The sequence below is a fragment of the Treponema sp. Marseille-Q4130 genome (assembly GCF_014334325.1).
Lineage (GTDB): Bacteria > Spirochaetota > Spirochaetia > Treponematales > Treponemataceae > Treponema_D.
Map to the genome: position 1 here is coordinate 83,776 of NZ_JACSET010000006.1, position 13,673 is coordinate 97,448.

11 protein-coding genes are annotated in these 13,673 nt (G+C 51.1%); 7 read left to right on the forward strand and 4 right to left on the reverse strand.

Annotated features, from left to right (window positions below; translation table 11 throughout):
• The first annotated feature begins 9 nt into the window (after nucleotides 1–9).
• From H9I36_RS07780 to H9I36_RS07795, 4 genes are all read left to right on the forward strand, one after another.
• On the forward strand, nucleotides 10–1,071 hold the full coding sequence (locus tag H9I36_RS07780; RefSeq protein WP_255422704.1) for a tetratricopeptide repeat protein: 1,062 nt from the start codon (nucleotides 10–12) through the stop codon (nucleotides 1,069–1,071).
• Nucleotides 1,068–2,309, forward strand: a complete 1,242-nt coding sequence (locus H9I36_RS07785; RefSeq protein WP_187384804.1) for a lytic transglycosylase domain-containing protein — start codon at nucleotides 1,068–1,070, stop codon at nucleotides 2,307–2,309. Before H9I36_RS07780 ends, H9I36_RS07785 begins: the two co-directional genes overlap by 4 nt.
• A 239-nt stretch (nucleotides 2,310–2,548) precedes the next feature.
• Entirely contained in the window at nucleotides 2,549–3,931 is a 1,383-nt protein-coding gene (locus H9I36_RS07790; protein WP_187384805.1) for an OmpA family protein, read from the forward strand.
• 2 nt (nucleotides 3,932–3,933) lie between these two features.
• A complete protein-coding gene (locus H9I36_RS07795; protein ID WP_222864666.1) occupies nucleotides 3,934–4,692 on the forward strand; it encodes an amino acid ABC transporter ATP-binding protein in 759 nt (252 codons plus the stop codon).
• Between the two features lie 190 nt (nucleotides 4,693–4,882).
• Here H9I36_RS07795 and H9I36_RS07800 read toward each other — a convergent pair whose 3' ends face one another.
• The 3 genes from H9I36_RS07800 to fusA all read right to left on the reverse strand — a co-directional run bounded on the left by H9I36_RS07800 (nucleotide 4,883) and on the right by fusA (nucleotide 9,118).
• A complete protein-coding gene (locus H9I36_RS07800) occupies nucleotides 4,883–6,004 on the reverse strand; it encodes an ABC transporter ATP-binding protein (RefSeq protein WP_187384806.1) in 1,122 nt (373 codons plus the stop codon).
• A gap of 59 nt (nucleotides 6,005–6,063) precedes the next feature.
• Complete coding sequence (locus H9I36_RS07805) at nucleotides 6,064–6,903, reverse strand: MBL fold metallo-hydrolase (protein WP_187384807.1); 840 nt, start codon at nucleotides 6,901–6,903, stop codon at nucleotides 6,064–6,066.
• Between the two features lie 163 nt (nucleotides 6,904–7,066).
• Entirely contained in the window at nucleotides 7,067–9,118 is a 2,052-nt protein-coding gene (gene fusA, locus H9I36_RS07810) for an elongation factor G (RefSeq protein ID WP_187384808.1), read from the reverse strand.
• Nucleotides 9,119–9,326: 208 nt separating this feature from the next.
• Between fusA and H9I36_RS07815 the strand changes: the two genes are divergently transcribed.
• Together H9I36_RS07815 and H9I36_RS07820 are read left to right on the forward strand one after the other, a co-directional pair.
• The gene (locus tag H9I36_RS07815; RefSeq protein ID WP_187384809.1) at nucleotides 9,327–9,959 is read left to right on the forward strand and encodes an adenylate kinase; all 633 of its coding nucleotides are present in this window, start codon (nucleotides 9,327–9,329) and stop codon (nucleotides 9,957–9,959) included.
• A gap of 151 nt (nucleotides 9,960–10,110) precedes the next feature.
• Complete coding sequence (locus tag H9I36_RS07820) at nucleotides 10,111–11,253, forward strand: glycerate kinase family protein (RefSeq protein WP_187384810.1); 1,143 nt, start codon at nucleotides 10,111–10,113, stop codon at nucleotides 11,251–11,253.
• Nucleotides 11,254–11,265: 12 nt separating this feature from the next.
• Here H9I36_RS07820 and H9I36_RS07825 read toward each other — a convergent pair whose 3' ends face one another.
• Nucleotides 11,266–12,219, reverse strand: coding sequence for an L-lactate dehydrogenase (locus tag H9I36_RS07825; RefSeq protein ID WP_187384811.1), 954 nt, complete (start codon nucleotides 12,217–12,219; stop codon nucleotides 11,266–11,268).
• Nucleotides 12,220–12,357: 138 nt separating this feature from the next.
• On the opposite strand from H9I36_RS07825, the gene murJ reads away from it, so the two are divergent.
• On the forward strand, nucleotides 12,358–13,673 hold a 1,316-nt coding region (murJ, locus tag H9I36_RS07830), incomplete at its 3' end, for a murein biosynthesis integral membrane protein MurJ (protein ID WP_187384908.1).

Here is a 13,673-nt window from a genome sequence, read left to right on the forward strand (position 1 = left end):
CAGTATCGTATGCATAAAAAACGTATGCTGACAAAGGTTTCGTACGCGGCGGGAATCGCCCTTCTGCTCGCGTGTATTTTTGCGTTTCCTTCGTCCGTGTCGACGGCGGAGCCCAAGCGCAGAGAACAGGCGCAGCTTACATCCCTCCTCAAAAAGCAGGATATCCCGAACGGCAGCCGGTACGCGATTGTCAATCAAATCGCAAACAATATGCTTTCGCAAAACGAATATCAATCCGCCGTTTTATTTTTAACCGACTGGGTGCAAAAACATCCGGACGACGCATACAATTCGTATTGGCTTTTGATGACCGGTTACGCATACCTTTCGATGGGTGCGGAACCCTTTGCGGAATATTATTTCGATCGCATCCTGCGCCATTATTCCGACCTGCTCGTAAAGGGGCGTTCCGTCCACTTTTTATGTCTAAAAAATCTCATACGCATAAGCAAAACATCCTCGACGCGCATCGCGTATTTCAATGAAATGATAAATCGATTTCCGTCCGACGTCAGCATTACGGAATTGTACTACCGCCGCGCGCTCGAATACGAAAAAGACAGCGAATGGGAAGCGGCTCTGCGCTCTTTCGCGCAGTTTCTCGAACAGAGCGACGCTTCCACGATACAGATTGCGGGAGAGCCGAACGCATACAGCGACGCGCGCCGCTTAGTCGATTTTAATAATTCTTCGAAGGACTGGACGTTTGAAAGCCTGGACGCCCTCGTCGCTGCAGTCAAAAGCGCGATCACGCGCTACGATTGGCGAGCGCTCGACAGCTATTGTTCGAAAATTAATTTCTTCTATATGTCGTGGACACAGGATGAAAACGATCCGAACTCGCAAAAGGAATTTTCCCTGCGCGTCTATATGCGCGGTCAGCGCATTACGTTCAGCGATACGCTCGAAGCGGGAACGACGCCGAACGAAGCGTATCTGCGCACAAGGGGATGGAGCCCTTATTCCCCGGTGTGGTACCTCTATTTCCGCAAAGTCGATTTTCCGATCGATCCCGACATAAACGGCAACTGGGAATGGGCGGGCATCTATATGGGCGAACGGCTCTTATGATGCGGATAATCCGCTCCGCTCTTTTGTGTGCGACGTGCTTTTTTGCGCTCGCATCCGGCGCCGCTTCTCAAGAGCGCGCGTCGCTCGAAGACGAACTCGCTTCTCTTCCTCTCGTACAAACGCTCGATACTGCAGATGCCCTGAAGCGTCGAAATTCCCTGTCAAACGATACCGCAATTCCGGAAAGCGAGCGCACTTCAAACGGCGCAACAACGGAAGACTTCGACGTACAACCCGTCGCACGAGAGGAAATGCCGCTTTCGGTCGCATATAAAGAGCTCGACATACCCGGAGCGCACAGGCCTTCCGTACAAAAATACCGCGATTATTATCTTTCGGAAAAATCGGTCAAGTGGCTTTCCTCCGTTCTCGAAAACGGAGAGCAATACCGGCTCTACGTCCGCGAAAAACTCAAAGAGCGCGGTATGCCATCCGTTCTCGAATATCTTCCCGTCGTCGAATCGGGCTATACGACAAACGCGAAATCGAAGAGCGGAGCGGTAGGCCTCTGGCAGTTTATGGCGAACAGCACAAAGCCTTTCCTCGTCAGAAATGATTTTGTCGACGAGCGGCTCGACCCGTGGAAATCGACCGACGCGGCGCTCGCAAAGCTCGAGGAAAACTTCAATATGTTTCACGATTGGCCTCTTGCGATCGCCGCGTACAACTGCGGTGCAGGCGCTATGGCGAGAGCGCTTGCAAAAAATCCCGGCAAAGATTTTTGGTATTTGGCGGAACACAAACAGCTGCGCGATCAAACGGCGCAATACGTACCGAAGCTCCTCGCCGTCGCGGATGCAGCGGAAAACGCCGCGTACTATGCGGTCGCCCTTCCGTCGGCAAAAGACGAAAAGGGCGAGCCCGTCAATCCCCGCGCCGGACGTTTCGATTACGCCGAAACAAAGGGCTCGATTTCGGTGAGGAGGCTTGCTCACGAATTGAAGATCGATGAGGACACGCTTTCTTCCCTCAATTCCGCGCTTTTCCGCGGCATCACGCCGCCCGCAGACGTATGGCATATCCGCGTACCCGAAGGTATGGCGCGCTCAGCTCAAGACGCAATCGCCGCGATCGAGCCATACCGTTTTCAAATGCGCTACACGGTACATGAAGGCGATTCGCTGTGGGGCATCGCCAAGCGTTTCGGTACGACGGTCGACGCGCTGTGCGATACGAATAACGTAAAATCGAATGCCGTTTTACGGATCGGAAAAATCCTCTATATACCGGTAAAATAAGCCGATACTTCTAAAGAGGTACGATAAAAAACGCCGTCTGAAATATCGCCGTCGCTTTTTATCTCGAGTTTGCACGGATGTTTACAGAAGACGTGTATATGTGGCGTTTCGATAAAAATCGTATGAATACGATACGCTTTATTTTGCAAACTCGACTATTGAACGTGTGCGCGCACGCGCACGGCTAAAAACTTTTTCGGAAATTGATATTTCCTGCAAAAGTTTTTATGGGAGTGCGTATGCAAAAAAAAATTATAGTATCCGCCTGTATTTGTTTCGTTTCGATAATGAGCGCCGCCTCGCAAAGCGGGGCGATGACGTCCGTAAGCCGTATCGATTGGACAAAACAGCAGTTCGTTTCATCCGTTTCGTTCGATACGGCAAAAGCCGGCATATCGCTGCCGTCAGGCAAAAACGCCGCATCGGAATCGATGTACGTAAAGCTTCCCGCATTGATTAAAGATCCGCTTTTATCGCTGTACGTCGACAACGCAAAGCAGCTCGGAGATTTGGTACTCGACGGTACGCTTACGATGAAAGAAATCACCGACATCGTCTACGGCGGAAAAATGACAAGCCCTGTTTTTAAAGGCGGAAAGCTCACGCTCTCCCTTACCGATACGATTTCCATCCCTTCGATAAGCGGCATGCTGCTCCGTCAGCGCACGCCGTACGCGCCTGCCGTTCCGATCGAATCGGTCGCATCCCGCGCGTATTCGGGTATCGTTATAGACGCGAGAGGCAAACTTCCCGTCCACGGCGAATACGTCGAAAGCGCCGCATCTCCTTGTTTTTTTCCGCGTATTTGGGATGAAAACATGGATTTGATTTACGAACGCGATATGGTATCCTACGATGCGGCACGCTCGAGCGGCATCGTGCTTTACGGAGAATCGGACGACGTACGCACATATCACGAACGCACAGGCTACGATCCGCTGTACATCAAAGCGTATAAAGTATACGGAAAAAACCGTACCGATCCCGTGATCCGCGAAAGTGATGCGCTCCGCATTCTCACCGTAGAGCAAAACCGCGCGCTTTTAAAAGAGGGCAAAGTCGTCATCATCCTCGACAAAGGAGAGCTTGTGCACGATGTGAGCTCTCCTCTCAAAGACGATTCGTACTACGCCGCCTACGATACGCTCCGCCGCGAAATCACCGGAGGCGGCGATGCCGAAAAAAATCAAAACGGTTCAAACGGCGGCGTCCCCGACACGAAGGTCGACGACGGACTGAGAGGCATCGTCATATCGATCGCAAATGTAAAGTTCATACCCGATTCGGCAGAGCTTTTGCCGTCGGAAAGAGCGCGCATAGAACGCATCGCATCATCTCTCAAAGAAATTATTAAAAACAATGACGGCTATACGATACTCGTCGAAGGACATACGGCCGATGTCGGAAAACCGGAAGGTCAGATGAATCTTTCGATCGAGCGCACGAAAACGATCATGCATGCGCTCATCGCATACGGCATACCCGATAGGCTTTTCAGCTACCGCGGTTACGGCGGCATGCTTCCCGCCGCGGCGAACGATACCGAAGAAGGCCGGCGTCAAAACAGGCGCGTCGTCATCACCGTGCGCCCGAAAGACACGTACATACAGAGGGATTATTAACGATGCTGCAAAGCGAAGAAATTATTAAAATAGAAAATCTTTCGAAGTCGTTCGGAACGACGAAAATTATTAAAAATATTTCGCTTTCCGTACACAAAGGCGAAGTGCTCGGCATCATAGGACCGTCCGGGAGCGGGAAATCGACAATCCTCCGCTGCATTACGCAGCTTGAAACGGTAAGCGGCGGCTCCATTTCAATATGCGGGCAAAATCTCGTCAAAGACGGCGTCTATGCGGATAAAGCCGCCCTCCGATCGATAGCGTTGAAAACGGGACTTGTCTTTCAGAATTTCAATTTATTTCCGCACTATTCGGTTTTGCAGAACGTCGCAGACGCTCCCCGCCGCGTTCTCGGAAAAAGTGCGGAAGAAGCGAATTCTCTTGCCGTCGATCTTCTTTCGCGCATGGGACTCGCCGATAAAATATCGAATTATCCGTACGAACTTTCGGGAGGACAGCAGCAGCGAGTCGGCATCGCGCGTGCACTCGCGCTCAATCCGGAAGTGCTGTTGTTCGACGAACCGACGAGCGCCCTCGATCCGGAATTGACCGGTGAAATACTTTCGGTTATTAAAACGCTTGCTGCGGAAAAGATGACGATGGTCGTCGTCACCCATGAGATGGCATTCGCACGCGACACGTGCAGCCACATCATATTCATGGACGGAGGCGTCATCGTCGAACAGGGATCGCCGAAAGACGTCATCGACAGTCCGAAAGAAGCGCGTACGAAAGCATTTTTGGCAAGATTCAACGCATAGCCGAGCGCAGAAAATATCGTACCGTTTCAGAGGCTCTGTATGCCCGAAAAAATAATTTCGATCATGCTGCGATATGGAAAATCAATATACAATAAAAAATCAAGGAAGCCGCCAAAAAACTGAAGTTTTTGAACGACCCGAATAAAAAACCGCCGCATCGCTACGGCGGTTTTATCGGCAGCAAATCAGCTTACCATTTCTTTTCGACTTTGTCGCAGATATTCGGCTCGCCTTCCTCTTTGGAGAAGAACTTCGCCTTTTCCATATTCGGAACGAAGTTGAGCGTATCACCGAGACGGAAGTCCGCATTTGCCGACGTTTTGACGATAAGGTTTTGTCCCTTATTCGTAACGACATAGAGGTGCGTTTCCGAGCCGAGCGGTTCTTTGTTCGTAAGCTTCATCTGCATATTGTTCGCCGCGGCAGGCTTTTCCGAAAACGCGACGTCTTCGGGGCGGATGCCGAACGACACTTCTTTGCCGACGAAAGCTTTAAGCTCTTTCGCCTGTGCGTCCGTCGGAACGACTTCGAACGAACCTTCGTCGCATACGATCTTGCCGCCTTTTTCGGCGACTTTGACCGTCATAAAATTCATCGGCGGCGTGCCGATAAATCCCGCGACGAATTTATTGATCGGAGAATTATACAGATAGAGCGGCGCACCGATCTGCTGAATAAATCCGTCTTTCATAACGACGATCTTCGTACCGAGCGTCATAGCTTCGATCTGATCGTGCGTAACGTAGATCATCGTCGCCTGCAGCCTCTGGTGTAAAGAAGCGAGTTCGGAGCGCATCGTAACGCGGAGCTTCGCGTCGAGGTTCGACAGCGGTTCGTCGAAGAGGAATACTTTCGGATTGCGGACGATCGCGCGGCCGACTGCGACGCGCTGGCGCTGACCGCCGGAAAGCGCTTTCGGCTTACGGTTCAAATACTGCGTCAAGTCGAGCTGCTTCGCCGCATCTTTTACGCGGCGGTCGATTTCCGCTTTGTCCATTTTGCGGATCTTCAAACCGAAAGCCATATTGTCGTACACCGTCATGTGCGGGTACAGCGCATAGTTTTGGAACACCATAGCGATGTCGCGGTCTTTCGGCGGAACATCGTTCATCTCCACGCCGTCGATGTACAGCTTGCCTTCGGTGATGTCTTCAAGACCCGCAACCATGCGGAGCGTCGTCGATTTTCCGCAGCCGGACGGGCCGACGAAAACGCAAAACTCTTTGTCTTCGACCGTGATATTGGCGTCGGTAACGGCACGCGTCATGCCTTCGTATACTTTTCCGACACCCTTCAGTTCAACTTTTGCCATAAAAGGCCTCCCTTGGGGTTATATTATAAAAATAAGTATACGGCAAAAAATACGCGCTGTCAAACGATTTTTTTTAAATCGATTTTTTTTAAATCGGCAAAACAATCATAAGGGGCAGTTTTATCAAATATAAATCCTTTTTCATTCCATTTCGGAATAACATCGACATGCGCAAAGACAGACTTCACTTTATCCGTAAATCCGTTATGGGAAGTAAATACATACTTAATTCTATTTAAATCCAGTTTTTCCTTTAATGCTTTCAAGGATTTAATATTCATTTCACTGTTGCAGTTGAACAGATCAAAAAAACACCATCCGCCGTCTTGATTCAGCGCAATGGAGTCTCCCGTAAAAAGCAGTTCGTTGTCGATTAAATACATCAAGTGCCCGAGCGTATGGCCGGGAACTAAAAACGGCTGAATCGTCAAATCACCGACGGAAACGGATTGGCCGTCTTTAAGAAGGTGATAATTGTCTTTTATTTTTACGGAATTTTTTAATCCGAACGGGCCGATTTTTTTACGGTATACGGTATTTGTCAGATAATTTTCTTCAATTTCGCCCAGATAAATTTCAGCGTTAATAAAACAATTTTCACAACGAATATCCAAGCCGCCTGCATGATCCGGGTCCGCATGCGTAAGAAACAGCGCCTGAATCGCTTTAGGATCGATTCCGATTTTTTTACACCCCGGCAAGAGAGCATGATGATTTTTGTACCCGGAATCTATTGCGATCAGTGTGTTACCCTTGCGGATAAAGAAGATATTGACATCGTACTCTCTTACGCAGCTTACCGTTTCCGTCAATCGCCCTGTTTCCGCAGGATGAAAAGCTCCTTTTCCTCTGTACACTTTCGGAACAACATGAATTGCAAAATAATCCATTAAACTCATAAAACCATCTCCTTTACCGATTATTACGAGGTTAATTGTAAGGCCGATTCCCGAAAAACGCAAGGATTTTATTATTTAATAATTATTGAAAAATTATTGAAAGCTTCGAAAAAAATTCAATTTTTAGAGGAGTTTCATTATATATCCGCATCAAACGTGCAATTTAAAACGCGTTCAGTCCGCCGGGCTTTACTTGAAAATGACTGAACTCCATCGAAAACGACGCCCTGCCCTGCGTCGCCGAACGGAGGCTCGTCGAAAAGCCGAACATCTTCGCCATCGGTGCCTGCGCGTGAACGATTTCGCCCGTCTGCTTCGAATCCTGTCCGAGTATAATACCGCCGCGGCTCGTCATCTGGTTCATCGCGTCTCCGACGAATTCTTTCGGACAGGAAATATCGACGTCCATAACGGGTTCGAGCAATTCCGGTTTTGCGGCCGAACACGCTTTGTCGAAAACCGCGGCGGCGCACGCTTCGAATGCAAACGTCGTCGACGTCAATTCGCTGTAATCGACATCGGTTACGGTGACGGCGGTATCGGTACAGGGATAACCGAATTTGATTCCCGATTGGAGAGAGCTTTCGAACGCGCTTTCCATCGCTTCGAAAATTTCGTCGGGGATATCGCCCTTCTTTACGGTACATGCGTACGAGTTTCCGGCTCCTTGAGGACGCGCTTCGACGTGAACCTTTATACCCGCCGTATTTTCTTTTCCGCCGAGCACTTTGCTGTAGCTTTCGCTCGCATCCGCGCTTGCGGTCACCGCTTCGCGGTAAGTCACTTGCGGAGAGCCCACGCGGCACTTCACTTTAAAATCGTCCTGCATGCGCGTGACGAGTACGTCGAGGTGCAGCTCACCCATGCCGCTGATTATCAGCTGACCCGTTTCCGCGTCTTCGTGATACGTAAACGTCGGATCTTCCCGCGAAAGGATCGCAAGCGTATCGTTCATCCTGTCGCGCTCGGCGAGCGATTCGGGTTCGAGAGAAACCGATATGACCGGTTCGGGAAACTGCGGTTTTTCAAGGAGCACCGGCATCCCCTCGCTGCCGAGCGTGTCGCCCGTCTGCGCGAGTTTCAATCCGATAAACGCTGCGATATCGCCTGCAGCGATACTGTCGATCGGCTCTTCTTTGTCCGCATTGATTCTGAAAATTCTGTTGACTCTCTCGCGCTTTTTTTTGTTGACGTTATACACTTGCGTGCCGCTCGCAATTTTTCCCGAATACATGCGCACAAAACACAGGAGCCCCATATTCGGATCGTGCTGAATTTTAAACACCAAACCGACGGCGGCTCCGTTTTCTTTACACGGCACTTCGATTTTTTCTTCTTTATCGCGCTTTATGTGCAAACCGACGGCGGGCGGCACTTCATCGGGTGCCGGAAGATAATCGATAAGTGCATCGATGAGCGGCTGCACGCCCTGATTGCGGCGGGCGCTTCCCATCACAAACGGAACGATTGCACGCGCTATCGTCTCTTTGCGGATCGCATCTTTCAGCTGTTCCGTCGTTATCTCTTTTCCTTCGAGGTATAATTCCGCAAGAAAATCGTCGGCCGATGCGACCTGATCGACGAGCTTCGCCCGCCATTCGTCCGCTTTTTCTTTGCGTTCCGGAGCGATATCGGAAAATGAAAAAGTTTCTCCGTCGTCGTCTTCGTTCCAGCGGATTTCCTTCATCGTCAAAAGATCGATGACGCCTTCGAAATCGCTTCCTTCGCCGATCGGGATCTGGAGAGCGACGCATTCGACACCGAACTTTTCGTGTACGTCTTCCATCGAACCGAAAAAGTCGGCGCCGACGCGATCCATCTTATTCATAAAACACAGGCGCGGCACTTTAAACGTGTCCGCCTGACGCCACACCGTTTCCGTCTGCGGCTGCACGCCGTCGACCGCACAGATGACGGCGACCGCACCGTCGAGCACGCGCAGAGAGCGCTCGACTTCGGCGGTAAAATCGACATGCCCCGGCGTATCGATGATATTGATTTGAAAGCCGCGCCATTCGGTCGTCGTCGCCGCACTCGCAATCGTAATGCCGCGCGCCTGTTCCTGCGGCAAAAAATCCATCGTCGCCTGACCGTCGTCGATTTCGCCGATTTTGTGAATTTTTTTCGTATAATAGAGGATGCGCTCCGTCGTCGTCGTTTTGCCCGCGTCGATGTGCGCCATGATTCCGATATTCCGTATTTTATTCAGCTGCATAACGCGAGTATATAGAAAAGAGAAAGAAGGAGCAAGCGAACATATTTTTGAAAAAACCGATAAGGCAAGCTGCGAGGAAAATCGGAGGAAACGTAGCGATGAGAAAGCTCGCATAAGTTCGGGAATGTACGGCAAAGCCCTAGACGTATTTTACACGAGCGGGTAAAATACATTGTTATAAAACGTATAAACAAATACAGAGGTAATTATGAATTTCATCTTTTTAGGACCGCCCGGAGCGGGCAAAGGCTCTCTCGCCGTCAAAGTCGCACAGGAGTACAAAATCCCCCACATTTCGACGGGCGATATTTTCCGCGCGGCGATAAAAAATCAAACGGAACTCGGGAAAAAAGTCAAAAGCATCATCGATTCGGGCGGCTTGGTGAGCGACGACATCACGTGCGCACTCGTAAAAGAGCGGCTCGAAGCGGACGATACGAAAAGCGGTTTTATCCTCGACGGATTTCCGCGCACCCTCGCGCAGGCTGAAGCGTTTACGAAAATCTGCGACGACGTAACGGTCGTCAATTTCGTTATCAAAGACCAAGAAGTCATCAAGCGCCTTTCGACGCGGCGCGTCTGCAAAAAATGCGGAACGAATTTCAACGTGCTCACGCTGCCGCCGAAAAAAGAAGGCGTCTGCGACAACTGCGGCGGTGAGCTCTATCAGCGGGACGACGATAAGCAGGAATCGATTTTACACCGCATGGACGTATACCGCGAGCAGACCGAACCGCTTATCGATTTTTACCGCACGAGAGGAAAGCTTACCGACATAGACGGAGCAATTCAAACGGCACAATTATTAAACGAGTTCGAAAAAGCGTTTCCGAAAAAATGATGTCCGCCGTGGCGTACGGCATCGTATGCGACGATGCACATAGGGCACTGTATGCAAAAGCGCGCGAAGGGTATCGCATGCGGCTGTGTGCGCAGCAGTGCGCGTTGCAAATTTTACGTAAAAAACGGACAGCGCCTAAGGAGGCGATGCAATGAAAAAAATCGTACTGATCCCCGATTCATTTAAAGGCACGATGAGTTCCGCAGAGATATGCGGTATCATGGAAAAAGCGATAAAAAAATTTTATCCCGAAACGGATGTCGTAAGCATCCCCGTCGCCGACGGAGGAGAAGGCAGTGTCGACGCCTTTCTCACCGCAGTCGGCGGAAAAAAAATCACCGTATCCGCCGACGATCCCTACTTCAAAAAAATGGATGCATTTTACGGAAAACTTTCCGACGGAAAAACGGGCGTCATCGAAATGGCTTCCTGCGCGGGGCTTCCCCTCGTCGAAGACAGGCGCGATCCCGAAAAGACGACGACGTTCGGAGTGGGCGCTCTCATACTTCGCGCGATCGAAAACGGCTGCACGAAACTCATCATGGGACTCGGAGGAAGCGCGACGAACGACGGAGGCTGCGGAGCGGCTGCGGCATGCGGCGTAAAGTTTATCGATAAAGCGGGAAAAGAATTTATCCCGACGGGCGGCACGCTCTGCGACATCAAACACATCGACTCGTCCGGTTTGCATCCCTCGCTCAAAGGCATCGAAATCGTCACGATGTGCGACATAGACAATCCGCTCTACGGAGAAACGGGAGCCGCGTACGTATTCGGACCGCAAAAGGGCGCCGACGAAGAAGCGGTTAAACGCCTCGATTCGGGACTCCGCCGCCTCGCCGAAATCGTCGAGCGGGATCTGCACAAAGACGCTTCTCTCATGCCCGGCGCGGGAGCGGCCGGCGGCATGGGCTACGGCATGAACGTCTTTTTCAGTTCAAAGCTGCAGATGGGTATCGAAACGGTGCTCGACACGGTGAAGTTCGACGAACTCGTCAAAGATGCGGACTGCGTTTTTTCGGGCGAAGGAAAAATCGACACGCAGAGCCTGCGCGGAAAAGTCGTCATCGGCATCGCGCGCCGCACGAAAAAAGCGGGAGTACCGCTCATCGCAGTCGTCGGCGATATCGGAGACGACATCGAAGAAGCGTACGACACGGGCGTATCGGCAGTCTTCAGCATAAACCGCGTCGCAGTCGATTACACCCGCGCAAAGCCCCGCGCAAAAAACGATCTTCGGCTCACGGTCGAAAACATCATGCGCTTTATCGAATGCGTAAAAACGCGAATGTAATTCGCCTTTTAATTACACGCACACCGATTCGTCGATGACTTTTTTGAGAGTCTCCGCCGAATGCAAAAGCGCTTCCCTTTCTTTGTCGTCGAGTTCGAGCGGCACCTGAGTTTCGACACCGTCCTTTCCGACGACAGCGGGCATGCTCAGTGCAACCCCTTCGATTCCGAAAGTGCCGTGCTGTATCGTCGATACCGGCAAAATCGATTTTTCGTCGCGGCTGATTGCCTGACAAATGCGCCTGACCGCCATCGCTACCCCGTAATACGTCGCTTTCTTTTTTTCGATGATTTTGTATGCACTGTTTTTAACTTCTTCGGCGATCCTGCGCATGGAATCTTCGTGTTCGTGAAAACCGCGCATATCGCAAAAGCGGTCGAGCTTGATGCCCGAAACGTTCGCACAGCTCCACGCGGCGATCTCACTGTCCCCGTGTTCACCGATGATAAAGGCGTGGACGCTTCTGCTGTCGACGCTCAAGTGTTCGCCCAAAAGATATTTCAGCCGCGCCGTATCGAGAACGGTACCCGAACCGAACACGCGGTTTTCCGGCAAACCCGAAAGTTTTGCCGCCGTATACGTTAGAATATCGACGGGATTTGCAACGATGAGCAGTACGCCCTGAAAATCTCGCTTTGCGATTTCCGGAATAATCGATTTGAAAATCGCAACGTTCTTTTTTACAAGATCGAGCCGCGTCTCTCCCGGCTTTTGCCCCGCGCCCGCCGTCACGACGACGATCGACGCATCTCGTATGTCGTCGTATGAGCCCGCATATATTTTCATCGGACCGGCAAAGGGAAGCCCGTGGCTTATATCGAGCGCTTCACCTTCGGCTTTATTTTGATCCGCATCGATTAAAACCATTTCCGAATACAGACCGCTTTCCATCAATGCGAACGCCGACGATGCGCCGACAAATCCGCATCCTATAACACCTATTTTTCTCGCGTTGACGACACTCATAGTTACCGCTCCTTACAGCTTCGATTTCATTTATATAATAAATATAGCGAAAAAATCGCCGTCCGTGTACTGAAAACGTTACCGTGAATAAGCGGCGGCACGTTGCATAAACGGCGCTTCTTGCGCTATGCTTAGCAAATGACGGAAACAAAATCGCATTCACTGGTACGGTCGGGCATCCGCCTTTCAGTCGTCACGCTTTTATCGCGCATACTCGGCCTCGTGCGCGAAATGACCAAAGCGGCTTTTCTCGGAACCGGAGCGATAGCGGACGCATTCGGTATCGCATTTCAACTGCCGAATCTCTTTCGAAGGCTCTTCGCGGAAAACAGCGTTTCCGTCGCTTTCATTCCGACCTTCCGCGCATACGTCGAAGACATTTCGTCGGATGCCGACAAAACAAAGACGCAGGATTTCATCTCATCGACGCTCACTCTCGTCACTTTTTTGACGGGAGCGGTCACCGCTTTGGGCATCATCTTTACGCCCGCGATCATTAAAGTATTTTACGGCAGCACGGATGCGGCGACAATGCCGGAAGCGGTGCTTCTCACGCGTATCATGTTTCCCTATCTCGCCGTCGTTTCGGTCGCCGCCCTCTTTCAGGGAATCTTAAACGGCGTCGGCGTTTTCACTCCGTCGGGCTTCGCTCCCGTTTTGTTCAACGCCGTCGTCATCGCGCTCACGTACATACTCGCCCCATATACGGCGAACCCCGCGCGAGCTATGGCGGCAGGCGTCATCGCAGGCGGCTTTTCGCAAATGCTCTTTCAGCTGCCCTTCGTACTGCGCACGAAGTGGCGCGTTTCGTTCGCGTCGCTTAAAAGCGCGTTTACGAATCCCGGTACGAGACGCGTCATGCTCCTCGTGCTTCCAACCGTCGTCGGTATGGCCGCATACCAGATAAACGACGTCGTATCGAGTACGCTCGCAAAACGCGCGGGCATCGGCATATACGCGAGCCTGCAATATTCGCTTCGGCTGCAGGAATTGATTTTAGGCATATTCGCCGTATCGATCGGTTCGGTTATTTTGCCGGATATGTCGGCGCTTGCGCAAAAAAAACGCTGGGACGATTTTACGGCGCTGCTCATCCGCGCCCTAAAAATCATCACGCTGATAGCGCTTCCGGTTACGTTTTATTCGCTTATCTGCGGAAAGGAAATCATTTCGCTCGTCTACAAAACGAAAAACTTTACCGATGAATCGGTAGCGATGACGCTTTCGGTATTTCGCTTTCACATGATAGGTCTCGTCTTTATCGCGCAAAACCGCGTTTTGTCTCCGTCGTTTTACGCGCAAAAAAATACCGTGCTTCCGACGCTTGCGGGTATTTTCAACTTCGCCGTCAATATAGCGCTCGCTTCTCTTTTCGTCGCTCGCATGAAAGGAGCGGGCATCGCGCTCGCCCTTTCGATCGCAAGTTTTGCGAATACCGTTTTTTTATGCGCCGC